Origin of the sequence: Nonomuraea sp. NPDC049129 (assembly GCF_040648495.1) — a bacterium.
Lineage (GTDB): Bacteria > Actinomycetota > Actinomycetes > Streptosporangiales > Streptosporangiaceae > Nonomuraea.
This window is the reverse complement of record NZ_JBEZDU010000009.1, coordinates 220,306-243,627: the sequence shown is the minus strand read 5'-3', so window position 1 is coordinate 243,627 and position 23,322 is coordinate 220,306. Positions and strand designations below refer to the sequence as shown.

The 23,322-nt window shown below is 68.2% G+C and carries 20 protein-coding genes and 1 tRNA gene; 10 read left to right on the top strand and 11 right to left on the bottom strand.

Annotation, left to right across the window (positions count from 1 at the left end; all coding sequences use genetic code 11):
* Positions 1-10 precede the first annotated feature (10 nt).
* The 4 genes from AB0B64_RS28870 to pyk all read left to right on the top strand — a co-directional run bounded on the left by AB0B64_RS28870 (position 11) and on the right by pyk (position 5,470).
* Positions 11-1,489, top strand: coding sequence for a glutamate synthase subunit beta (locus tag AB0B64_RS28870; protein ID WP_357945540.1), 1,479 nt, complete (start codon positions 11-13; stop codon positions 1,487-1,489).
* A gap of 394 nt (positions 1,490-1,883) precedes the next feature.
* The gene (locus tag AB0B64_RS28865; RefSeq protein WP_357945543.1) at positions 1,884-3,593 is read left to right on the top strand and encodes a S8 family serine peptidase; all 1,710 of its coding nucleotides are present in this window, start codon (positions 1,884-1,886) and stop codon (positions 3,591-3,593) included.
* 63 nt (positions 3,594-3,656) lie between these two features.
* The gene (locus AB0B64_RS28860; protein ID WP_357945545.1) at positions 3,657-4,007 is read left to right on the top strand and encodes a DUF2784 domain-containing protein; all 351 of its coding nucleotides are present in this window, start codon (positions 3,657-3,659) and stop codon (positions 4,005-4,007) included.
* Positions 4,008-4,042: 35 nt separating this feature from the next.
* Positions 4,043-5,470, top strand: a complete 1,428-nt coding sequence (gene pyk, locus AB0B64_RS28855; protein ID WP_357945547.1) for a pyruvate kinase — start codon at positions 4,043-4,045, stop codon at positions 5,468-5,470.
* A gap of 287 nt (positions 5,471-5,757) precedes the next feature.
* Here pyk and AB0B64_RS28850 read toward each other — a convergent pair whose 3' ends face one another.
* The 4 genes from AB0B64_RS28850 to AB0B64_RS28835 all read right to left on the bottom strand — a co-directional run bounded on the left by AB0B64_RS28850 (position 5,758) and on the right by AB0B64_RS28835 (position 10,172).
* Entirely contained in the window at positions 5,758-6,861 is a 1,104-nt protein-coding gene (locus tag AB0B64_RS28850; protein WP_358180990.1) for a CU044_5270 family protein, read from the bottom strand.
* Positions 6,858-7,436, bottom strand: coding sequence for a sigma-70 family RNA polymerase sigma factor (locus AB0B64_RS28845; RefSeq protein ID WP_357945553.1), 579 nt, complete (start codon positions 7,434-7,436; stop codon positions 6,858-6,860). Before AB0B64_RS28845 ends, AB0B64_RS28850 begins: the two co-directional genes overlap by 4 nt.
* A gap of 544 nt (positions 7,437-7,980) precedes the next feature.
* A complete protein-coding gene (dapD, locus tag AB0B64_RS28840; RefSeq protein WP_357945556.1) occupies positions 7,981-8,943 on the bottom strand; it encodes a 2,3,4,5-tetrahydropyridine-2,6-dicarboxylate N-succinyltransferase in 963 nt (320 codons plus the stop codon).
* Between the two features lie 89 nt (positions 8,944-9,032).
* Complete coding sequence (locus tag AB0B64_RS28835) at positions 9,033-10,172, bottom strand: LysR family transcriptional regulator (protein WP_357945558.1); 1,140 nt, start codon at positions 10,170-10,172, stop codon at positions 9,033-9,035.
* Positions 10,173-10,242: 70 nt separating this feature from the next.
* Between AB0B64_RS28835 and AB0B64_RS28830 the strand changes: the two genes are divergently transcribed.
* The gene (locus AB0B64_RS28830; RefSeq protein ID WP_358180987.1) at positions 10,243-11,130 is read left to right on the top strand and encodes an SDR family NAD(P)-dependent oxidoreductase; all 888 of its coding nucleotides are present in this window, start codon (positions 10,243-10,245) and stop codon (positions 11,128-11,130) included.
* On the top strand, positions 11,124-11,720 hold the full coding sequence (locus AB0B64_RS28825) for a TIGR03086 family metal-binding protein (protein WP_358180984.1): 597 nt from the start codon (positions 11,124-11,126) through the stop codon (positions 11,718-11,720). The genes AB0B64_RS28830 and AB0B64_RS28825 overlap by 7 nt, the downstream gene beginning before the upstream one ends.
* Positions 11,721-12,186: 466 nt before the next feature.
* Here the strand turns inward: AB0B64_RS28825 and AB0B64_RS28820 are convergent.
* Positions 12,187-12,260, bottom strand: a tRNA-Leu gene (locus tag AB0B64_RS28820).
* Positions 12,261-12,376: 116 nt separating this feature from the next.
* Between AB0B64_RS28820 and AB0B64_RS28815 the strand changes: the two genes are divergently transcribed.
* The 3 genes from AB0B64_RS28815 (at position 12,377) to AB0B64_RS28805 (ending at position 15,997) form a co-directional block, all read left to right on the top strand.
* On the top strand, positions 12,377-12,961 hold the full coding sequence (locus AB0B64_RS28815) for a response regulator (RefSeq protein ID WP_357945566.1): 585 nt from the start codon (positions 12,377-12,379) through the stop codon (positions 12,959-12,961).
* Positions 12,962-13,110: 149 nt separating this feature from the next.
* Complete coding sequence (locus AB0B64_RS28810) at positions 13,111-14,415, top strand: ABC transporter substrate-binding protein (RefSeq protein ID WP_357945569.1); 1,305 nt, start codon at positions 13,111-13,113, stop codon at positions 14,413-14,415.
* 298 nt (positions 14,416-14,713) lie between these two features.
* The gene (locus AB0B64_RS28805; RefSeq protein WP_357945572.1) at positions 14,714-15,997 is read left to right on the top strand and encodes an ABC transporter substrate-binding protein; all 1,284 of its coding nucleotides are present in this window, start codon (positions 14,714-14,716) and stop codon (positions 15,995-15,997) included.
* A 3-nt stretch (positions 15,998-16,000) separates the two neighbouring features.
* Here AB0B64_RS28805 and AB0B64_RS28800 read toward each other — a convergent pair whose 3' ends face one another.
* Complete coding sequence (locus tag AB0B64_RS28800; RefSeq protein WP_358180981.1) at positions 16,001-16,861, bottom strand: hypothetical protein; 861 nt, start codon at positions 16,859-16,861, stop codon at positions 16,001-16,003.
* Between the two features lie 188 nt (positions 16,862-17,049).
* Between AB0B64_RS28800 and AB0B64_RS28795 the strand changes: the two genes are divergently transcribed.
* On the top strand, positions 17,050-18,345 hold the full coding sequence (locus tag AB0B64_RS28795) for an ABC transporter substrate-binding protein (RefSeq protein WP_357945577.1): 1,296 nt from the start codon (positions 17,050-17,052) through the stop codon (positions 18,343-18,345).
* Between the two features lie 112 nt (positions 18,346-18,457).
* Here AB0B64_RS28795 and AB0B64_RS28790 read toward each other — a convergent pair whose 3' ends face one another.
* From AB0B64_RS28790 to AB0B64_RS28770, 5 genes are read right to left on the bottom strand one after another with little or no spacing between them, the layout of a single operon-like run.
* A complete protein-coding gene (locus AB0B64_RS28790) occupies positions 18,458-18,859 on the bottom strand; it encodes a hypothetical protein (protein WP_357945579.1) in 402 nt (133 codons plus the stop codon).
* A 60-nt stretch (positions 18,860-18,919) separates the two neighbouring features.
* A complete protein-coding gene (locus AB0B64_RS28785) occupies positions 18,920-19,729 on the bottom strand; it encodes an ABC transporter ATP-binding protein (RefSeq protein WP_357945581.1) in 810 nt (269 codons plus the stop codon).
* Positions 19,726-20,688 (bottom strand): ABC transporter ATP-binding protein, encoded by a 963-nt coding sequence (locus tag AB0B64_RS28780; RefSeq protein WP_358180978.1) that lies wholly within the window; start codon positions 20,686-20,688, stop codon positions 19,726-19,728. The genes AB0B64_RS28785 and AB0B64_RS28780 overlap by 4 nt, the downstream gene beginning before the upstream one ends.
* The gene (locus AB0B64_RS28775) at positions 20,678-21,664 is read right to left on the bottom strand and encodes a branched-chain amino acid ABC transporter permease (RefSeq protein ID WP_357945587.1); all 987 of its coding nucleotides are present in this window, start codon (positions 21,662-21,664) and stop codon (positions 20,678-20,680) included. The genes AB0B64_RS28780 and AB0B64_RS28775 overlap by 11 nt, the downstream gene beginning before the upstream one ends.
* 13 nt (positions 21,665-21,677) lie before the next feature.
* On the bottom strand, positions 21,678-22,967 hold the full coding sequence (locus AB0B64_RS28770; RefSeq protein WP_358180975.1) for a branched-chain amino acid ABC transporter permease: 1,290 nt from the start codon (positions 22,965-22,967) through the stop codon (positions 21,678-21,680).
* Between the last annotated feature and the right edge of the window lie 355 nt (positions 22,968-23,322).

Sequence of the window (23,322 nt, the reverse complement as noted above, 5' to 3'; positions counted from 1 at the left end):
GGCGTAACCGATGGCTGACCCCAAGGGTTTTCTCACGCACGACCGGGAGCTGCCCGCGCGCCGCCCCATCGACGTCCGCATCGGCGACTGGCGGGAGGTCTACCAGGACTTCTCCCAGGACAAGCTGATCAAGCAGGCATCACGCTGCATGGACTGCGGCATCCCGTTCTGCCACAACGGCTGCCCGCTCGGGAACCTCATCCCCGAGTGGAACGACCTGGTCCACCGCACCGACTGGCGGGAGGCGATCGAGCGGCTGCACGCCACGAACAACTTCCCGGAGTTCACCGGCAGGCTCTGCCCGGCTCCGTGCGAGGCGGCGTGCGTGCTCGGCATCAACTCCGACCCGGTGGCGATCAAGCGGGTCGAGGTCGAGATCATCGACCGCGCGTTCGCCGAGGGCTGGGTGACCCCGCAGCCCCCGCCGGTGAAGACGGGCAAGAAGGTCGCGGTCGTCGGCTCGGGTCCCGCCGGGCTGGCCGCGGCCCAGCAGCTCACCCGGGCGGGCCACGACGTGGTGGTGTTCGAGCGCGCGGACCGTATCGGCGGCCTGCTGCGGTACGGCATCCCCGAGTTCAAGATGGAGAAGCGCCACATCGAGCGGCGTCTGGACCAGATGCGGGCCGAGGGCACCGAGTTCCGCACCGGCGTGAACGTCGGCGTCGACGTCACGGCGGCCCAGCTGCGCGCGGAGTTCGACGCGGTGGTGCTGGCGGGCGGTGCCACCCTGTGGCGCGACCTGCCGGTGACCGGGCGCGAGCTCGGTGGCGTCCACCAGGCGATGGAATACCTGCCCCTGTCGAACAAGGTGCAGGAGGGCGACCTCAGCGAGCCCCCCATCTCGGCCAAGGACAAGCACGTCGTGGTCATCGGCGGCGGCGACACCGGAGCCGACTGCATCGGCACGGCGATCAGGCAGGGGGCCAAGTCGGTCACCCAGCTGGAGATCATGCCGCAGCCACCCGCCGCGCGGCCCGGCAGCCAGCCGTGGCCGACGTTCCCCATCCTGTTCAAGATGGAGAGCGCGCACGAGGAGCTCGCGGAGGGCGGGGGCGCGCGGGTGTACGCGGTCTCGACGACGGAGTTCGTCGGCGACGACGCCGGAAACATCCGCGCGTTGCGGCTGGTCGAGGTCGAGGGCCCGCAGAACGGCTTCAAGCCGATCCCCGGCACCGAGCGGGAGATCCCGGCCGAGCTGGTCACGCTCTCGATGGGCTTCCTCGGCCCGGAGAAGGGTGCCCTGCTCCAGGACCTCGCTGACGTCGGTGGGGACGGGTTCTACGACGCGCGTGGGAACGTCTCCCGCGACAAGTCGTACATGTCCAAGGTGGACGGGGTCTTCGTGGCGGGCGACATGGGTCGCGGGCAGTCGCTCATCGTCTGGGCGATCGCCGAGGGCCGCGCGGCCGCCTCGGGCGTGGACCGGTTCCTGTCCGGCGACACCTCGCTGCCGTACCCGATCCTGCCCACCGCTCGTCCGCTGGTTTGATGCCCGTGACGTGTCTGCTGGTCCGACGGCCGCGATCTGGTTTGACGCGCTGACCGTCTGCTCGTCTGACGGTCCACTCGTCTGACGGCCTTGCTGTTTCGAGGCGCCCGCCCGGTCCCCCCGGGCGGGCGCTTTGTTTTTCTTTACGGCCGGCAGTGGCCAGCCCCACCCTCTGCACGGGGCTGGGCTCCATCCAGGGGAACGCTCCTCCGGTTCCCGGGCTGGCCGCCGTGACGTGCGTACTCTTGACCAGGGCCGCCCTTTTGCCTGACCAGGGCTGGACAACCTGATCCCGTTTTGCCCTCTAAAGTCCGAAATTTTACGACAAAGTTGCATCGCGGGACTGGGGTCGGGAAGATGCACTTTCTGGTGTGACGCCGTGGATGGGGGAAGTATGAGGCGATTCGCCGCCGGCCTGATGGCCTTGGCTGTGGCCGGTTCGCTGGCGGCCTGCGCGACCCCTGCGGCGCCCAAAGCGGGGCCGGACCAGGAGTACCTCGTCTTCTATGCCGACGGCCGGGCGGGAGCGGCGCTCTCCGCCGTCGAGCGCGCCGGTGGCCGCCTCGTCAGCACCGACACCAAGCTCGGCTACGTCGTGGCCAAGGGCGGCGGCGACGCGTTCGTCGACGCCCTCGGCGCGGACCAGGCCGTCGTCGGCGTCACGACCGACCGCGAGATCGGCTTCGCGCCAGGGCTCACCCCTCGCGCCCAAGGCTCGACGGCCGCGCTCGCGTCCGGTGCCCTGAGCACGACGGCCGGGGGCACGCTCGCATCCGGTGCTCGGGGTGCGCTGGAGCCGCGGGCGTTCCCCGACGCGTCGGCCCTCACGACCAGGGCGGGCGAGCCCCTCGCGCCCCGTCAGTGGGACATGAGGATGATCGGCGCCGACCGCGCCAACAAGAAGGTGCCCGGCAGCAAGAAGGTGCTCGTCGGCGTCATCGACACCGGCATCGACGGCAAGCACCCCGACATCGCCCCGAACTTCAACCGCGCCCTCAGCCGCAACTTCGTCACCGACAAGCCGAACGACGAGAACGGCGACACGCTCGACGGCCCCTGCGAGGTGTCGAGCTGCAAGGACCCGGTCGACCAGGACGACGAGGGCCACGGCACCCACGTGGCCAGCACGATCGGCTCGCCGCTGAACCACATCGGCATCGCGGGCGTGGCGCCGGGCGTGCAGCTCGTCAACATCAGGGCGGGGCAGGACTCCGGGTTCTTCTTCCTCAAGCCCAGCCTCGACGCGCTCACCTACGCCGCCGACATCGGAGTGGACGTGGTGAACATGAGCTACTACGTCGACCCGTGGCTGTTCAACTGCGCCCACAACAAGGCCGACAGCAAGAAGCAGCAGCTGCAGCAGCGCGCGATCATCACCGGCATGCAGCGGGCACTCGACTACGCGCGCAAGAAGGGCGTCACGCTCATCTCCGCGCTCGGCAACGGCTCCACCGACCTCGGCAGGCCCAAGGTCGACACGTCCAGTCCCGGCTACCCGCGCGGCAGCGAGAAGACCCGCAAGGTCGACAACTCCTGCATCAACGTGCCGGCCGAGTCCAAGGGCGTCATCTCGGTCGCCGCGGTGGGCCCCTCCGGCCGCAAGGCCAGCTACAGCGACTACGGGATCGAGCAGGCAGACCTGTCCGCGCCCGGCGGCGACGTGACGGAGGGCAAGGGCGCCTCGACCACCAGGTCGATCCTGGCGGCCGCCCCCGAGGCTGTGCTGCGTCGTACCGGCCTGCTGGACAAGTCGGGCAAGCCGAAGACCTCCGCGGTCGTCCGTGACTGCAGCAGCAGCCCTTGCTCCTACTACCAGTATCTGGACGGCACCTCGATGGCGGCCCCGCACGCGACCGGCGTCGCCGCGATCCTGATCAGCCGCTTCGGCAAGCCCGGCAAGGGTGGTCTGGCGCTCTCTCCAGCCACCGTTGAGAAGCTCCTGTACAAGACCGCCGATCGCAAGGCGTGCCCGTCGCCGCGTACGTACACCTACGAGAGCGCCGGCGAGAGCGACAAGCAGACCTGCGAGGGCGGCAAATCCAAGAACGGCTTCTACGGCCGCGGCATCGTCGACGCCTGGAAGGCCGCGACCGTCGCACGATGATCTCCCGGAAGGCCGCAACCGCCACGCCACCATGATGTCCTGGAATGGCGCTACCGTCAGAGCATGATGTATCGCCTCATCGCGGACACCGCGATGGTGGTGCACTTCGCCTTCCTGGCCTACATGGCCGTGGGCGGGTATGTCGCATGGCGCTGGCGGCGCACGATCTGGGTCCATCTCGCGGTCACGACCTGGGGCCTGATCTCGCTGGCCACCGGCGTCGAATGCCCGCTCACGGTGGTGGAGGATTGGGGGCGCCGCAACGCCGGACTCCAGGGCCTCCCGCCCACCGGCTTCATCGACCACTACATCGAAGGCGTGATCTACCCCGAGGAATACGCGAACTTGGCCCGTCTGGGGGTCGCCATTCTCGTGTTGTTCTCCTACGCCGGGTACGTTCTGCGTCGTCAATGACAGCCAAGTGGTCTGTACCAATTAAGGTAGGACTCGTGACTCGTCGCGCGAAAATAGTCTGCACTCTAGGTCCCGCCACGTCCTCTCCTGAACGCCTGCGCGAGCTGATCGCCGCCGGCATGGACGTGGCCCGGTTCAACCTCAGTCATGGCGACCATGACATGCACCGTGAGGTCTACGACCGGGTCAGAGAGGTGGCGGCCGACCTCGGCCGCGGTGTAGGCGTGCTCGCCGACCTGCAGGGCCCCAAGATCCGTGTCGGCAGGTTCGAGGAAGGCCCGGTCCGGCTCGGCTTCGGCGACGTCTTCACGATCACCACCGAAGACGTGCCGGGAGACCGCGAGCAGGTCTCCACGACCTACAAGGGCCTGCCGGGCGACGTACGCCCCGGTGACACCATCCTGGTCGACGACGGCCGCCTCGTCCTGGAGGCCACCAGCGTCGATGGCGACCGCGTCATCACGCGCGTCGTCATCGGCGGCATGATCTCCGACAACAAGGGCCTCAACCTGCCGGGCATCAACGTCAGCGCGCCCGCGCTCACCGACAAGGACGAGGCCGACCTGCGCTGGGCGCTGCGCACCGGCTTCGACATGATCGCCCTGTCCTTCGTCCGCCGCCCGTCCGACGCCGACGTGGTGCGCAACATCATGGAGCAGGAGGCCGTCCGCCTCCCGCTGCTCGCCAAGATCGAGAAGCCGCAGGCGGTCGACCGCCTGCCCGAGATCGTCGAGGCGTTCGACGGCATCATGGTCGCCCGTGGTGACCTCGGTGTCGAGCTGCCCCTGGAGCAGGTGCCGATCGTCCAGCGGCGCATCATCGAGCTCTGCCGTGAAAAGGCCCGCCCGGTCATCGTCGCCACCCAGATGCTCGACTCGATGATGAGCGCGCCCCGCCCCACCCGCGCCGAGGCGTCCGACGTCGCCTACGCGGTCATGGACGGCGCCGACGCGGTCATGCTCTCGGGCGAGACCTCGGTGGGCAACTATCCCATCGAGTCGGTCTCCACCATGGACCGCATCGCGCGGGCGGCGGAGGAGCACTCGCTGCACGCCACCCACTCCCTGGAGCGCCTGCCGGAGACGACGGGCGGCGCCATCGCCCGCGCCGCCGCCGAGGTCGGCGCGATCGTCGGCGCGAAGGCGCTGATCGCGTTCACGATGTCGGGGGAGACGGCCCGCCGCCTGGCCCGCTACCGCTCGCCGATCCCGCTGCTGGCCTTCACCTCGGCCCCGCACGTGCGGGGGCAGCTGTCGCTGACGTGGGGCGTGGAGACGTTCCATGTGCCGTTCGTCCACCACACGGACGACATGGTGCGTCAGGTGGAGGCGTCACTGCTGACGCTGGGCCGCCTGGAGAAGGGCGACAAGGTGGTCATCGTGGCCGGCTCCCCTCCCGGCACGCCGGGCTCCACCAACGCCCTCCGCGTCCACACCATCGGCTCGGCGGTCTCCCACAGCTGATTTATGGCAAAGCCTTTTAGGGCTATTTTTTTACGGCAAGCACGGGAGGACCCACCCTGGATGGTCGGCTGACGGCCCTCCAGGGGAACGCTCCTCCGCTTCCCCGGCGTGCCGCCGTGACGTGCGCAATCTTGGTCGTCTCCGTGGGCAGTGCGGTGCGCGGTGGGTGGTGGGTCACGGCTGGCGGATGGGGACGGGCCGAGTGTGGGCGCGCCACGCCACACGAAAGCCATGGCCGACCGGACGGCGCGCACATCACGGCACTCAGCCGGTCGCCGGCTTCATCCTCATCGACCGTTGAACAGGATCGTGCTGGGAAGTGCTGGTCTTGCTTCTGTCCAGCCGGACGCGGTCAGTGCGGTCCATGAGGTCAGTGCCCCCGCTCCGTCGGTGGATCGTTCTTGCGCGGCCAGCAGCCGACCTGAGGTTTCGTCGATGATGATCTGTCGTCCGCTGCCTGACAGCTCGATCCCCGTCCCGGCGCGTCCGATCGGGTCGGTGGTCGCCCCGATGTTCTTCACCCTCGAAAGGCCCGCCAGCAGGCGGTAGAGCGCGGCCCGTTGGGCGGGAGTGGTCGGAAGCTGGGAGAGCAGGCTGGTGGTCTGCGCGTACAGGGACTCCTCGTCGGCTGGATAGCCACCTCTCCGAGCCCACTCCTGAAGCACTTTCCTGAGCTTCATCACATCGGTGGGTAGGTTCATGACCTCCTTGGTGGTGACGTGTGTGGCTCCCGCCTGGGGATAGGAAACTTCAGGAGCGCGCTTGTCGTCGAGTCGCATGGCGAACGGCGGTGCGGGCAGTGTGCCGCCCACACTCGGAACGCCGACCCCTTCGCAACCGCCGATTCTGTACGCGCCCTGCTGGCGCCAGGTCTCCTCGTCAGTCTTGGTGAGCGGCTTGCCCGATTGGGCGGTGACCACGAGCCAGCTGGGATCCCGATCTGACTTCGCTATCCAGACCTCATGGGTGCACGTGACTTGGTAACGGACCAGTTTGGGTTCCATGCCGACAGGCGCTTCGCCTCCTTCCCCAACGGCCATGCTCTGGCCGGTTGTGTGCCAGTATCGGCCGGTTGCCGGGTTCTCGGCCTCGACCCGTTCCGCAGCGGCCAGCAGCACGGTACGGGCGGGCTCTGGGGAAGGCACGGCGCGCTCGACATTCGCGCTTCGCACAAGGAGGACGGCTGCGACCGCGAAGGCCGTCGCGACGGCGGTGAGTCGAAGGGCGGTCAAGAGGTGCCGTCTCGGGTGCGGTGGCCTGCGATTGGGCTCTCCCGGTGTCTCGGCGGCCGCCTTGATCAGGATGTCATCGGTGGAGATGCGCGATCCGCGGTCCAGCGAAGCAGGGCGCGCCATGGTGAGGAGATACATCGCGTCGGGCTTGCGGCTCATCGGAGTTCTCCCCCTGGAACGATCACCGGCTTTTGGTTGGTGATGGTGTCTGTGGCGTCGATCGCCGATTGCAGTCGCCGGCGCGCTCGATGTAATCGGACGAAGAAGGCCGCCTTGGTACAGCCCAGCACCTCGGCCGCTTCGCTGGTTGTCAGCCCATGCCAGGTGGTCAGGGTCAGGATCTCTTTGTCGTCGTCGGACAGGGTGGCCAGCGCGCGGAGCACGGCAAGCCGCTCGGTGGCGTGTTCGCCCACGTCGGCGACGGCCTCTTTGATCCACGTTCTCAGCTCGGCCTCCAGAGATTCCCTTCGAGCGGCCTGCCGGAAGTTATCGCGCAGGATGTTGCGGGCGACGCGGAAGAGCCATTGCAGCTGTGCTTGATCCGGGATGTCGTCGAGACGCCGCCAGGCGACCAGGAAGGTCTCGCTGACCACTTCCTCGGCGAGCTGGTGTCCGGCTCGGCTGGCCGCATAGCCGTACACCCGCGCTTGGTAGGTGTTGTAGAGCACGGTGAAGCGCTCGTGTGGGTTGGGCAAGCCGGTTCCTTCGGTCGGGAGCACGTCGTTCAGAAGCATGTGGTCCGATGGAAGGGTTTCTTACATCCCGATTGCACGACTCCTGCCGACCCACGGCTGGATGGCGGAGGGTGGTGGGGTGACGAAGCGCTCCCTTTATGGTCAGGCCGTACATGTCACAGACGTGGCGAAGGTCGCCCCGCGCCGGCACAAGTCCTCGTTCAGGATGCGGGCTGCCCGCGACGCGTGGGGAGCAGCTGTGCGCGCGGCAGGCGCGGAAGCCGAGCCGGCCGAGCCAGCCGGGCATGTCGATGGCGGGAGCAGTCGGGAAGGGCGTGTGGTCGGTGAGCTCGACGAGGGCGGCTCGGGCGTCGTCGCGGAGGCCCATCGTGGGTGCCCTTCACGGCAACCCCTCACGGAGGCCCTTCACGGAAATCCCTCGCGGAGCTCCCTGCGGAAACCTCTCGTGGAGGCCCCTCGCGGAAACCTCTCGCGGGGGCCCCTTGTGGAATCACGAGGCCAGGTGCCGGCCACGTGTGGCGGTTGTGGTGCCCCACCGGGCTGGCCGGCCGTAACAGATCTTGAGCTTGTGGATCTCGCAGAGTCAGTTGGCGTGGAGCGAGGCGTTGAGCTCGACGGGACCGCCGGCGCGAGGGGCGGCTTCCACGGCGCCGGTTTGGGAGTTGCGGCGGAACAGGAGGCCGTTCGTGCCGGACAGTGACTTGGCCTTGACGACGCGGCCGTCCGGGAGGGCGACCTTGGTGCCGGCCGTGACGTAGAGGCCCGCCTCCACCACGCAGTCGTCGCCCAGCGAGATGCCGATGCCCGCGTTCGCGCCCAGCAGGCAGCGTTCGCCGATGGAGATGACCTCCTTGCCGCCGCCCGAGAGCGTACCCATGATCGAGGAGCCGCCGCCCACGTCGGAGCCGTCGCCGACGATCACGCCCGCCGAGATGCGGCCCTCGACCATCGAGGCGCCCAGCGTGCCCGCGTTGAAGTTCACGAAGCCCTCGTGCATCACCGTGGTGCCGGTGGCCAGGTGCGCGCCGAGGCGTACTCGGTCGGCGTCGGCGATCCGGACACCCGCCGGCAGCACGTAGTCGACCATCCGCGGGAACTTGTCCACCCCATACACCGACACCGCTCCCCGGGCCCGCAACCGCAGCCGGGTCTGCTCGAACCCCTCCACCGGACACGGCCCGAAGTTGGTCCACACGACGTTCGCCAGCAAGGAGAACAGGTTGTCGAGACTCAGCCCATGCGGCTGGACCAGGCGGCTGGAGAGCAGGTGGAGCCTGAGGTAGGCGTCGTGGGTGTCCGCCGGCGGCTCGGAGAGCTTGGCGATGCCGGTGCGCACGGCCACCACCTCGACGCCCCTGGCCGGGTCGGGACCCACCAGCGAGGCCAGCTCGCCGGCCTCCTCGGCGGAGAGCCGCTCGGTGCCCGTAACGGGCGGGTCGCCCAGCTGAGGAGCGGGGAACCAGGTGTCAAGTACGGTGCCGTCAGCGGCGATGGTTGCGAGCCCGATGGCGTACGCGCCGGTCACGGTGGGATCGATAGCTGTCACTGGCACAAACTATCGTCATCCGGTCCGACCCCAGAGCCCGGAGTCGTCCGTGTCATCACCTCGCGGTCCACCGGACGGCATTCCACGAGTCACGCGCGCCCATGGTTGATCACCCGGTCACCTGGCTCAGTCGCGGGCCGGCGTGCCATGTCTCCGGCCGCGACGGCGGCAGTCGCGACGTCCGTATCCGCAACCCCTGCACCTGCGACACCCGCCACGTCCGCACCCGCCACGTCCATACCGGCGACGTCCCCGGCTGCGACACCCGCAGTCGCGCCGATGTTCGCGATGTCCGCGGCGGTGCGGACGAAGGCGGCCAGGGCGGGGGAGCGGGTCTGCTCGGGCCAGGCCAGGACGACCGTGGTGGGGGCGGCGTCCACGACCGGTATGCAGACCAGATCGCGCCGTACCTGCTCCTTGGCCGATTCGGGGACGACGGCGATCAGCCTGCCGAGGGCGACCAACTGCATGATCTGAGCGGCATCGCCCGCCCGCAGCCCGGCCGCGACATGCGGCTCGGACCCGCCCAGCGACTTGGACGCGACCTGCCGTCCAGAGACCTGCGGCCCGGGGACGTGCGGCCCGGAGACGTGCGGCCCGGAGGCATGCCGTCCGGAGGCGCCAGGATTGGGAGTGCGGGGATCGGGCCAGCGCGGGGTCGGGTCGGCGTCCAGGTCGGCGAGGTGGACGAACGGCCGTCCGGCCAACGGGTGCCGGGCAGGTACGACGGCCACACCGCCCTCCACCAGCAGCGGCTCCGTGTCGAACCCCGTCATGTCCTCCCAAGGGTGGTGCAGGAACGCCACGTCCGCCGTACCGTCACGCAACAGCCGGGCCCGCTCGGCCACCCCGCACAGCACCACCTCCACCGGCAGGGCGTCCGGGCACGACTGGTAGGCGGCCAGGATGTCCGGGAGCAGCGCGCCGTCGCCGCCCGGCTTCAGGGCCACCACGAGCCGCGGCTCGGTCCGCCCCGCCCTGCGAGTACGGTGTTCGGCCGCCGCCACCGCGTCCAGGGCCTTGGCGGCCTCCCTGGCCAGTACCTCGCCCGCCGGGGTGAGCGCCACCCTGCGGCCCGAGCGGTCGAAGAGGGTCACCCCGAGCCGTCGTTCGAGCTTCTGGATCGCCCTCGACAGCGGCGGCTGCGCGATCCCCAGCCGCGCGGCCGCTCGGCCGAAGTGCAGCTCATCGGCGACGGCGGCGAAGTAGGCCAGCTCACGCGTCTCCATACCCGCAGGGTATCGATCCTGACCCAGCTGGTGTTGGCCGGTCCACGATCGACGGTGGTGTGCTCGGGGAATGACCACATCGAAGATCGCCCTGGTGACCGGGGCGAACAAGGGCATAGGTTTCGAGGTCGCCGCCCAGTTGGCCGCCAGGGGCATGACGGTGCTGCTGGCTGCCCGCGACGCACGCCGAGGTGAGGCGGCAGCCGCCAAGCTCCGCGCGACCGCCACAGACATGGCCACGCCAGACTCCGCCACCATGGATCGGCCAGACTTCGCCACCATGGATCAGCTAGACCCCGGGGGAGCGGAAGGGCCAGGATCCGGGGAAGCGGACAGATCAGGGTTCGGCGGAGTGGACAGGGCCGTTGGCGTCGACATCCATCCGATCGTGCTCGACGTCACCGACGCCGCCACTATCCAGGCAGCCGCCGCCCACGTCGCCGACCGCTATGGCCGTCTGGACGTACTCGTGAACAACGCCGGCATCTCCGGCCACCACGCAGGCGAGGCACCCAGCACCACCCGGCCCGAGCTGGTGCGCCAGGTGTTCGAGACGAACGTCGTCGGCGTGCTCATGGTGACGAACGCGTTCCTGCCCCTGCTCAGGCGCGCGCCCGCCGCCCGCATCGTGAACGTCTCCAGCGGCGTGGGCTCCCTGAGCCATCACACGACCTCGGATCACTACATGTCGGGAATTCCGGCGTCGGCGGTGTATCCGCCGTCCAAGACGGCGCTCAACGCGTTGACGATCCAGTACGCCAAGGAGCTGCGTGCAGACGGCATCTTGGTCAACGCCGCAGCGCCCGGAGCCTGTGCCACGGACTTCACCAAGGACCTCGGGCTGCCCATCACCCGCACAGCGGCCGACGGAGCGGCCGTTATCGTCAGATTGGCCACCCTCGGCCCCGACGGGCCGACGGGCGGATTCTTCGACGATGACGGGACAGTGCCTTGGTAGACATCATTGAGCTCAACCGCCGGTCTGTGCAGGCGACCGTCGACCTGGTGGCGACCATCAAGCCGGGCGACCTGGACCGGCCGACCCCGTGCGCCGGCTGGGCGGTGCGCGACCTGCTCGCCCACCAGATCGTGCAGAACCACGGCTTCGCCTTCGCCGCCTCCGGTGCGCGGTCCGATCTGGCGAGGTGGGAGCCGAGTACGGTGGGTGACGACCCGGTGGAGGAGTACGCGGCGTCGGCGCGGGCGGTGATGGACGCCTTCGCCGCGGACGGCGTACTTGATCGGGGGTTCTACCTGCCGGAGATCCGCGACGGAGGTCCCTTCCCCGCGCACATGGCGATCGGGTTTCACTTCGTCGACTGCGTGGTCCACGACTGGGATTTCGCCAAGGCGCTGGGCGTCCCCGCGAACGTGGACGAGGATCTGGCGGAGGCCGCGCTGCCGGTGGCCGCCAAGGTGCCCGACACACCGGAGACGCGTGGGGAGGGCAGGGCGTTCGTGGCGGGGGTGCCGGTGGCGGACGACGCCCCGGCTCTGGACCGGGTGGTGGCGCTACTCGGCCGCTCGCCGGGCTGGTCGGCGAGCTGAATCGGCTCGTCGAGTTGGCCGGTGGCCAAGACGGCTCGTCAGGCTGGTCGGCGGGCTGAAGCGCACCGCCAGCCTGGTGGGCACACCAAAGTGCGCCGCCAGCCTGGTGGGCACGCCAAAGCGCATCGTCGGGGTTGGTGGCCGCGCGTCTGAAATGTCGGCCGAGGTCAGGACCGCGCCCCGTCGAAGGTCATCACGGCGGACGCCTCCGGCATGGGGAACGGCTCGTCGCTCGGCTCTCCCTGGCCGACCCAGCCCTCGCGGCAACGTCCTCGCGGTCCTGAGGACTCGAACACGAGGCCCCACGGCCCGTCCCGAAACAGCGCCTGTCCCGGCGACAGTGCCCGTTCCGAAAGCAGACGCCTGTTCCGGCGACAGCACCTGTCCCGGAGATTGCACCCGTCCTGGAAACGGTGCCCAGACAAGGAACAGCGCCCGGCCGAAGTGGCCGGGCGACTGATCGAAGTGCCCCGGGTGGGACTCGAACCCACACTGTGCGGGTTTTGAATCCGCTTCCTCTGCCAATTGGGATACCGAGGCGAGGATCCGGAAATATCCGGATCCGTCCTTATCGCACGGCGAAAGGGTAGCCGAAACTCGCAGCCACCCACCACCGGCGTCGCTCTAATCTAGCGGACATCGGTACTCTCTTGCTCGTGAGTACGCAGCGGCGAGTGGTGATCGCGGAAGACGAGGCCCTGATCCGCCTCGATCTCAAGGAGATGCTCGAGGAAGACGGTTACATCGTCGCGGGCGAGGCCGGTGACGGCGAGCGGGCGATCCAGCTGGCCACCGAGCTGAGGCCGGACCTGGTGATTCTCGACGTCAAGATGCCCGTCCTCGACGGCATCTCGGCGGCCGAGCGGATCGTGGCGGAGCGGATCGCTCCGTGCCTCATCTTGACCGCCTTCTCCCAGCGTGACCTGGTCGAGCGGGCCAGGGACGCGGGGGCCATGGCCTATCTGGTCAAGCCGTTCACCAAGGCCGACCTGGTGCCCGCGATCGAGATGGCGGTCAGCAGGCACGAGGAGATGGTGGCGCTGGCCGCCGAGGTGTCGAGCCTGTCCGACAGGCTGGAGACCAGGAAGCTGGTGGAGCGGGCGAAGGGGCAGCTGATGTCCGCGCACGGCTGGAGCGAGCCGCAGGCGTTCCGGTGGATCCAGAAGGCGTCGATGGATCGCCGGCTGAGCATGCGCGAGGTTGCCCAGATCGTTATAGATGACACGGCGGAGCGCGCCTGAGGGGCCGTATATCACCGGATTTGTCCCCTCGGGTTGTGGCGCGATTACGAGTGGGCATCCAACCGGCCTCGGTTTCCTTCGCCTGAGGCGTCCCGGTCGCATGCTGATGGGCGGACAGAAGATCCGCTCACCTGGACGGAGACGCTTCGATGATCCGCATTTCCCGGGCCATGGCCGTCGCCACCGCAGCGGCCATGGCACTGGCGGCCTGTTCCACCGGGGGCACCACCACTGGGGGCACCACCACCGCGCCGACCTCCTCGGGCACGGCCACCGCGCAGGCGACAGGGAGTGGGGCCAAGGGCGACGGCACCTTGACCATCGGCTCGGTGCTGCCGCAGACGGGTTCGCTGGCCTATCTCGGCCCGCCCGAGTACGCCGGCGTCGACCTGGCCGTCAAGGAGATCAACGACGCCGGCGGGGTGCTCGGCAAGCCGGTGAAGAAGATCCACACGGACTCGGGCGACACCACCACGAACATCGCCTCGCAGGCGGTGGACAAACTGCTCGCGCAGAAGGCGGACGCCATCATCGGCGCCGCGGCGAGTGGGGTGTCGAAGATGATCATCGACAAGATCACTCGGGCGGGCGTGGTGCAGTTCTCGCCGGCCAACACCTCCGACGAGTTCACCACGATCAAGGACAACGGGTTCTACTTCCGTACGGCGCCGCCGGACAAGCTGCAGGGCCGGGTGCTGGGCGATCTGATCGTGTCCGACGGAAACGACACGGTCGGCATCCTGGCCATGCAGGACGCCTACGGCACCGGCCTGGCCGACCAGGTCGCGCAGATCGCCGAGGCGGGGGGCGCCAAGGTGGTCGAGCGGGTGGACTACGACCCGAAAGCCGCCGACTTCTCCGCCGACGTGGCGAAGATCAAGGCGGCGAACCCGAAAGGCATCGTGCTCATCGGCTTCGAGGAGAGCGCCAAGGTCGTCGCGGAGCTGGTCAAACAGGGCCTCACGGCCGACAAGCACAAGTGGTACATGGTCGACGGCAACATGTCGAACACCAACTACCTGAAGATGCCAAAGGGCACGCTGGCGGGCGTCAAGGGCACCATTCCCGGCGCGGCGGCGCCCGAGGCGTTCCAGAAGCGGCTCCTGACCACCGATCCGAAGCTGACCAACTACACCTACGCCGCGGAGTCGTACGACGCGGCGAACCTCATCGCGCTGGCCGCCGAGGCGGCCAAGGACGACACGGGCGCGGCCATCGCGGCCAAGCTCGTGGACGTCAGCAAGGGCGGCGAGAAGTGCAAGGACTTCAAGTCCTGCGACGAGCTGCTCAAGGCGGGCAAGGACATCGACTACGACGGCGTGAGCGGGCCGGTCGACTTCAACGACGCGGGCGATCCATCCGTCGCGACGATCGGGGTCTATCAGTACGGCGCCGACAACAAGTACAACGCCGCCAAGGCGCTCGAATATCGCAAGGGCGACATCTCCGGCTGAAGCCTCCCGCAGCGACGACGGCCCCGATCCTCGGATCGGGGCCGTCCGCGACTGACGGGGACGTCGCGAACGCCTCCCGCAACGACGGTCCCGCGGCGACTGACAGAGACATTACGAACGCCCTCCGCAGCGGACGGCCCCGAATCGAGGATCACGGACCATCTCCACTGACTAAGACATTACAAATGGGTATAAAAAGGCTGTCAGAACTCCACGCCTCCTCCCCAGGCGTGCATGCTGAGCTTGGGAAACGCGGCGAGGTAGATCGTTCCCTTCGCTGACACAGAGGGGGAGTCACATGATGCGCAAACGCCTGCTGGCGGCCGCGGCGGTCTCGAGCCTGGCATTGACGGCCTGTGGCGGTGGCGGTGACACGGGAGCCAAGGGCGCGACGTCGGCCGCTCCGACCTCGGCCGCCGCCGAGGCCAAGGGCGACGGCACGTTGACGATCGGCACCCTGCTGCCGCAGACAGGGTCGCTGGCCTTCCTCGGGCCGCCCGAGTTCGCGGGGGTCGACGCCGCCGTGAAGGAGATCAACGACGCGGGCGGGGTGCTCGGCAAGCCGGTTGTCAAGATCGATACGGACTCGGGCGACACGACGACGAACATCGCCTCGCAGTCGGTGGACAAGCTGCTCGCGCAGAAGGCCGACGCCATCATCGGCGCCGCGTCGAGCTCGGTGTCGGAGTCGGTGATCGACAAGATCACGGGTGCCGGGGTGGTCCAGTTCTCGCCGGCCAACACCTCCGACAAGTTCACCACGATCAAGGACAACGGCCTGTACTTCCGTACGGCGCCGCCGGACAAGCTGCAGGGCCGGGTGCTGGGCGATCTGATCGTGGCCGACGGCAACGACACGATCGGCATCCTGGCCATGCAGGACTCCTACGGCTCGGGCCTGGCCGACCAGGTCACGAAGACCGCGCAGGACGCCGGGGCCTCGGTGGTGCAGCGGGTGGACTACGACCCGAAGGCCGCCGACTTCTCGGCCGACGTGGCCAAGATCAAGGCGGCGAACCCGAAGGCGGTCGTGCTGATCGGCTTCGAGGAGAGCGCCAAGGTGGTGGCGGAGCTCGTCAAGCAGGGCCTGACGGCCGACAAGGTCAAGTGGTACATGGTCGACGGCAACATGTCCAACAGCAACTACCTGAAGATGCCCAAGGGCACGCTGGCGGGCGTCAAGGGCACCATCCCCGGCGCCGCGGCGCCCACCGACTTCCGGAAGAAACTGCTGGCGATCAATCCCAAGCTGACCAGCTACACCTACGCCGCGGAGTCGTACGACGCCACGATCCTCATCGCGCTGGCCGCCGAGGCGGCCAAGGACGACAGCGGCCGGTCGATCGCCGCCAAGCTGCCCGAGGTGAGCGAGGGCGGCGAGAAGTGCAAGACCTTCAAGTCCTGCGACGAACTGCTCAAGACCGGCAAGGACATCGACTACGACGGCGTGAGCGGCCCGGTCGAGTTCAACGCCGCCGGTGACCCGTCGGTCGCGACGATCGGCGTCTACCAGTACGGCGAGAACAACGAGTACGACGCCACGAAGGCGCTGGAATACCGCACCGGCAAGATCGCGGGCTGAGACTCAGCCGCCCAGCCCGCACGTCTTGAGGGCGTAGGCGGTCAGCCGTTCCTGGAGCGGTTTGGGCGGTACGACGATGACCACGCGTTCCTCGCCGCCGTCGATGGTGGCCCGCACGGGGAACAGGAACGCCTTCTTGCCCTCGGCGAACGCGTGCGGGTCGCAGCGGCCGGGGGTGAGCTCGAGGGCGAGTCGCGCCCGCTGCGCCCCGGCGTCCAGGGTCGCCAGCGGCCTGCTCTTCTCGACGGGGGTGGCGATGTAGTGGGTGGTGCCGCCCACGTCCTGGACGGCCACCACGCCGGTGCTGCGGCGGGTCAGGACGAGACTGCCGCGCATCACCTTGCCGACCTGCGTCCAGTCGTCGCCGAACTCGATGTCGGCCGCCTCCGTGATCAGGAACGCGGAGCACTCGTCGCGCAGCAGCCGGGTCAGCAGCGAATCCGGGTGCGGCACCTTGAAGACCACCCTGCGCAGCGGCTCGGACCCGGTGCGCAGGTGGGCCACGACCGTGGCCGGCTGCAGCGACGGCAGGCCCTTGGGCGAGCAGTTGGCCGCGCCGTACGGGATGCGCAGGTCTGTGCGAGGCGTCCGCTTCAGGAGCGCGTCGGCGCGTTCGGGAGGCAGTGTCTTGAACGACGGTGTGACAAGCTGAACGTCGGAGAAATAGACCGGTGTGTCCGTCGCATTGGTCACGGCCACTTCGATGGCGTGTACAGGCTCGTCAGAGCGCCACTGGGCCAGCGAGACCGACACCCCTTTGGGAGGGTCGGCAGAGGGCGCGGCGGGCGCCTCAGGGGCACCACAGCCCGCCAGAAGAGCAATGGGCAGGATCGCCATGGCGAGGAAGGCCGCTGTGCGCTTCACCAGTCGAACATTAGGCGTGATCCTCAGGCTCCCGTAAGTTGAGGAGTGATTACGACTCCGCATCCAAGTACCGACAGTTCTCCCTTTCATCTGTTGAACTGGCCTTACGTTCTATAGCTTTCCGTCATTCGATTCGGGAACGTCGGCGGTGCTGACCTCACCCGGCCTGGAGATGAAGGAGACACTTCATGATCCGCATTGCTCCCGCGGGACGGGCGCTGGCTGTCGTGGCTGCCACGAGCCTGGCCCTGACAGCCTGCGGTGGTGGCGGTAACACCGCTGCGCCGGCCTCGTCCTCGGCCGCGCCATCCAGTGCGGCTGCCCCGGCTGCCAAGGGCGACGGGACCTTGACTGTTGGCACGCTGCTGCCGCAGACCGGTTCGCTTGCCTTCCTCGGCCCGCCCGAGTTCGCCGGTGTGGACGCCGCGATCAAGGAGATCAACGAAGCCGGTGGCGTGCTTGGCAAGCCGGTGACCAAATATGACACCGACTCCGGTGACACCACCACGAACATCGCTTCGCAGTCGGTGGACAAGCTGATCACGCAGAAGGCCGACGCCATCATCGGCGCCGCGTCCTCCTCGGTGTCGGAGTCGGTGATCGACAAGATCACGGGTGCCGGCGTGGTTCACTTCTCGCCCGCCAACACCTCCGACAAGTTCACCACGATCAAGGACAACGGCCTGTACTTCCGTACGGCTCCGCCGGACAAGCTGCAGGGCCGTGTGCTGGGCGACCTGATCATCGCCGACGGCAGTGACACGGTCGGCATCCTGGCCATGCAGGACTCCTACGGCACCGGCCTGGCCGACCAGGTGGCCAAGACCGTCACCGACGGTGGCGCCGAGGTCGTCGAGCGCGTGGACTACGACCCGAAGGCCGCCGACTTCTCCGCCGACGTCGCGAAGATCAAGGCGAAGGCCCCCAAGGCCATCGTGCTGATCGGCTTCGAGGAGACCGCCAAGGTCATCCAGGAGCTGGTCAAGCAGGGTCTGCCGGCCAGCAAGCACAAGTGGTACATGGTGGACGGCAACACCTCCAACACCAACTACGCCAAGATGCCCAAGAACACGCTCAAGGGCGTCAAGGGCACGATCCCCGGTGCCGCCGCTCCGGATGACTTCAAGGCCAAGCTCATGGCGGTCAACCCCAAGCTGGAGGACTTCAGCTACGCGCCTGAGTCCTACGACGCCATGAACCTGATCGCGCTGGCCGCCGAGGCCGCCAAGAGCGACGCGGGTGTCGACATCGGCGCCAAGCTGGCCGAGGTCAGCAAGGGCGGCGAGAAGTGCAACAACTTCAAGTCGTGCGTCGACCTGCTCAAGGCCGGCAAGGACATCGACTACGACGGCGTGAGCGGTCCGGTCGAGTTCAACGAGGCCGGTGACCCGGCGGTCGCCACGATCGGCATCTACGAGTACGGCGCCGACAACAAGTACCCGACCAAGGCGCTCGAGTACCGCACCGGCAACATCGCCGGCTAGTCCGTACGCCGCACACCCTGAAAGGCCCGGTCCGCTGGATCGGGCCTTTCGGCTGTTCCAGGGCTGTTCGCCGCGAGCCGTTCCCCGGCTATCGGCCTATTGGCCTATTGGCCTATTGGCCGCAGCCCGCCACGATCTCGTCGGCGGCGATCCGGTACTGGGCGAGCAGCGCCACCTGCCGCTCACGCGGAACGTCGGCCCTGGACAGGCCCGCCGTCGTGGACTCGACCGTGCGCACGGCCGTACCCAGCGACTCGGGCAGGCGCGGGCCGAACTGCAGCGTGATGCCGCGCGCCTCAGCGAGGCGGCCGAGCAGCGCGTCCTCGAAGTTCTGGGTGTTCTCCTGGCCCTTCGGCTTCAGCATGAGGCCGACGTAGCCGATCGCGGAGACCACGCGCGCGCAGGGGTCGTCGGTGGGGTCGCCGCCGGTGCTGTACTTGCCGGCCGAGGCGGCGCCGTTCTGACAGGCGACGAGGATGGGCAGCAGGAGCGCGATTGTCGCAATTCGTCTCACAGCGCTCATTAAAAACGGCGAAGGGGCCCCTGGGGAGCCCCTTCGCCGTTTTGAGATCTTTTAGGCCTTGGCCAAGGTGCCGAGGTACAGCTCGATCACCTTGGGGTCGTTGGCCAGCTGGCGGCCGGTGCCGGTGTAGGCGTTGCGGCCCTGGTCCAGCACGTAGCCGCGGTGGCAGATCTGCAGGCAGCGCCGGGCGTTCTGCTCGACCATGATGACCGTCACGCCCGCCTTGTTGATCTGCTGGGCCTGGATGAACACCAGGTCCTGCAGCATGGGCGACAGGCCCGCCGACGGCTCGTCCAGCAGCAGCACCGACGGCTCGGTCATGAGCGCCCTGGCCATCGCCACCATCTGCCGCTCGCCGCCCGACAGCGAGCCGGCCCGCTGCTTGCGCCGCTCCTTGAGCGCCGGGAACAGCTCGGCGACGAACTCGAAGCGCTCCTTGAACTTGCCGGGCACCTGGAAGGCGCCCATCTCGAGGTTCTCCTCGATGGTGAGGCTGGGGAAGACGTTGTTGGTCTGCGGGACGTAGCCGACCCCGCGGGAGACCAGCGAGTGCGCCTTCATGTTCGTGATGTCCTCACCCTTCAGCACCACCGTGCCGCTGCGGATGTTGACGAGCCCGAACATGGCCTTGAGCAGCGTCGACTTGCCGGCGCCGTTGGGGCCGATGATGCCGATCAGCTCACCCTCGCCGACGTACAGGTCGGAGCCGTTGAGGATGTTGACGCCCGGCAGGTAGCCGGCGATGAGCTCGTCGCACCGCAGCACGGCGTTCTCGGCACCCGCCAGGTGGGCGCCGCGGTCGGTGACGGCCGCCTTCGACTCGGGCTCGGAGCCCGGTGCGGACTCGGGGACGGCGTTCACTTCTGCGTCTCCTCTTCGATCTCGGCCTCCAGCGCCGCCTCCGCCTGGTGCAGCTGCTCTTCGAGCTCGCTGTCCGACAGCGGCGCGTCGTGGTGGGCGCCCAGGTAGGCGTCGATGACGCGGGAGTCGGACATGATCGTGTCCGGTGGCCCCTCGGCGATGATGGCGCCCTGGGCCATGACGATCACCCAGTCGCTGATGTCGCGGACCATGTCCATGTCGTGTTCGACGAACAGCACGGTCATGCCCTGATCGCGCAGGTCCTTGACGTGGCCGAGCAGTGACTGGGTCAGCGCCGGGTTGACGCCCGCCATCGGCTCGTCGAGCATGACCAGCTCGGGCTTGACCATGAGCGCGCGGGCCATCTCCAGCAACTTGCGCTGGCCGCCGGACAGCGATCCGGCGAAGTCCTCGCGCTTGGCGTCGAGCTTGAACCTGGTCAGCAGATCCTCGGCCTGCTCGGTGATCGCCTCCTCCTGGGCCCGCCAGGAGCCGGGCACCAGCGCCCGCCAGAAGTTCTCGCCGCGCTGCTGCTGGGCGCCGAGCCGCATGTTCTCCATCACCGTCAGCCTGGACAGGGCCTTGGTGAGCTGGAAGGTACGGACCATGCCGGCGCGGGCCACCCGGTGGGCGGGCACTCCGCTCATGTTGTTGCCGTTGAACGTCCACTTGCCGGCGTCAGCGGCGTCGAAGCCGGTGAGCTGGTTGAAGAACGTCGTCTTGCCGGCGCCGTTGGGGCCGATCAGGGCGGTGATGGAGCCGCGCTGGATCTCGACGTGGTCCACCTCGACGGCGGTCAGACCGCCGAAGCGGCGCACGACGCCGTCGACCACGAGGATCGGGTCGGGCTTGGGCACACCGGGATCGCGAGCCAGGTCCTTGAAGGCGGCCAGAGCCGCGGCCTTGCGCTCGGAGATCGTGGTGGCTGTTGTTTCAGCGGACGACGGGTTAGCGGACATCGAAAGCTATCTCCCTCTTGTCACCGAAGATGCCCTGTGGCCGGAAGATGAGCAACAGGATCAACCCGAGACCAACCAGGATGTAGCGCACCGGGCCGACCTGGATCGAGGTCATGAAGGGGATGTACCCCGCCTGAACCGCTTCACTGAGCACACCGTTGACCAGGACCAGCAGCACCCAGAAGATCATGGATCCGACGACGGGGCCGAGCACGCGGGCCGCGCCACCGAGGATCACGATCGTGTAGGCGAAGAAGGTGGTCTCGGTGCCGAAGACGTCGGGCTGCACCGAGGCGTAGGCCAGGCCGTACACGAAGCCGCCCAGGCTGCCGATGACGCCGCCGAGGATGAGCGACTGCATCTTGTAGGAGAAGACGTTCTTGCCGAGGCTGCGTACGGCGTCCTCGTCCTCGCGGATGGCCTTGAGCACGCGGCCCCACGGGCTGCGCATGAGCAGGTAGACGATGCCGCAGGAGAGGGCGACCAGCACCCAGCCGACGAGCATGATCCACAGGATCCGGTGGTTGAAGGTGAACCAGCCGATGCCGTACTCGCCCTCGGGGAAGGGGTTGAGCGCGTAGAAGCCGTCGGAGAAGCCGCGCTGCCCGTCGGAGCCGCCGAACACGCTCTTGAACGCCACCGAACGGAAGACGAGCCTGACGATCTCGGCCGCCGCGATGGTGACGATGGCCAGGTAGTCGGCCCGCAGGCGCAGCGTCGGCGCGCCCAGGAGCAGCGCCAGGAGCACCGCGGCGATGAGGCCGACCGCGATGCCGATCCAGAAGGGCAGACCCAGGACGGTGACCGTGACGGCCAGGCCGTAACCGGCGACGCCCATGAACGCCGCCTGCCCGAAGTTGAGCAGGCCCGTGTAGCCGAAGTGGATGTTGATGCCGATCGCGGCGAGCGCGTAGAGCACCGTCTCGACGCCGATGGCGGACTTGACGGTGGTGCTGATGATCGTGATCCAGTCCATGTGACTCCCCCCGTCAGCCGATCCGCTCTCGGCGGCCCAGGATGCCCTGTGGCCGGAAGAGGAGCACGATGATGAGTACGGCCAGCGCGCCGACGCTCTTGAGCTCCGGCGGCACCCACAGCGTGGAGACCTGGATGAACAGGCCGACCACGAGCGAGCCCACCAGGGCGCCGAACGCGGTGCCGAGCCCGCCGAGCGTCACACCGGCGAAGATGAGCAGCAGGATGTCCTGGCCCATGGTGTATTTCAGGTTTTGCGACAGGCCGAGCATGATGCCGGCCAGCGCGGCGATGGCGCCGCCCGTGGTCCAGATGATGCGGATGACCCGGTCGACGTTGATGCCCGAGGAGGCGGCCAGCGCCGGGTTGTCGGCGACCGCGCGGGCCGCCTTGCCGGTGCGGGTGCGCAGCAGCGCCATGCCGACGATGATGAGGACGACCAGCTCGATGCCCATCGCGACGAAGTTCTTCGGAGCCGCGGAGATCGGGCCGATCTCGATGCCCGGCTGCGCGGTGTATTGGGCGAACGACTCGTTCTGCCCGCCGAACAGGATCAGGAAGACATAGCGCAGGAAGAGCGCCACGCCGATCGAGATGATCATCATGGCGATGGTGCCGGTGCCGCGCCTGCGCAGCTGCCCCCAGAAGAAGCGGTCCTGAAGGTAGCCGAGCGCGCCTCCCGCGATCACCGCGATCACGGCCGCGGGGATCAGATGCAGGCCGAAGCCCACGTTGAACAGGTAGGCGAGCAGCGCGCCCATCGTGACGAGCTCACCGTGGGCGAAGTTGGTCAGGCCCGTGGTGCCGTAGATCAGCGAGAGGCCGAGCGCGGCCAGCGCGATGATCAGGCCGAGGTTCAGGCCCTCGAAGGTGAGCTGTGCCGCCTGGTCCAAGAAGGGGCTGGTCTCGGCGCCCTCGTCCGGGGCCGGTTGACCCGCCGCACCCTTGGGCTGCAAGGCGAACAAGACGGTGGACATGTTGCCGGAAAAGACGGTCGGGGTGCGGACGGCGTTGCCGCCCCGGATCGCCGCGTTGGCAGGAAGCGTCTTGACATCCAGCGTGACCTTGTACTTGCCCGGTTTGTCGACCGGGACCTCCCACGCGCCCTGGGCGTTGCTTGTGACCTCCTTGACGGGTTGTCCGCCTTCGGTGGTCACGACGATTTTCACGCCGTTCACTGGTTGGCCTTGGAGTTTGAGTGTTCCCTTCAAACCCTGATCGGGGGCCGCCGCCTGGGCGGGGACCGCGAGCAGGAAGATGAGTCCACCCAGGAAGGCCGTGAACGCGATCACGGCTCTGCGCAATGGTGCTCCCTCAAATAGGTCAAGGCGGGGTTGTGCCCCTCCATCTCGACACGTGGGCATCGCAGGCACAACAAAACTGGATGCTGTGGCGGGAGCTTATTCTGGTCGCGCCCGGTTCAGTATCGTTCGTCACCAATTAGTGACACGTGCGTGTCGCTCGCGTGAGGAACCAAGACGGCAGGTCAGGGGCTAAATGCCGCTAGACGCCTGGCGCTTCAGGGGCGCTAATGCATAACCATCGCTGCAGAACGTGAACGAGCCCGCGGAAGAGGACCTTTGGGACCATGTAGGGCTTCCCCGGCCTCACACGTTATCTACTCGGCCTCCCCGCGGGCTCCGCTCGGACAACCGTAGC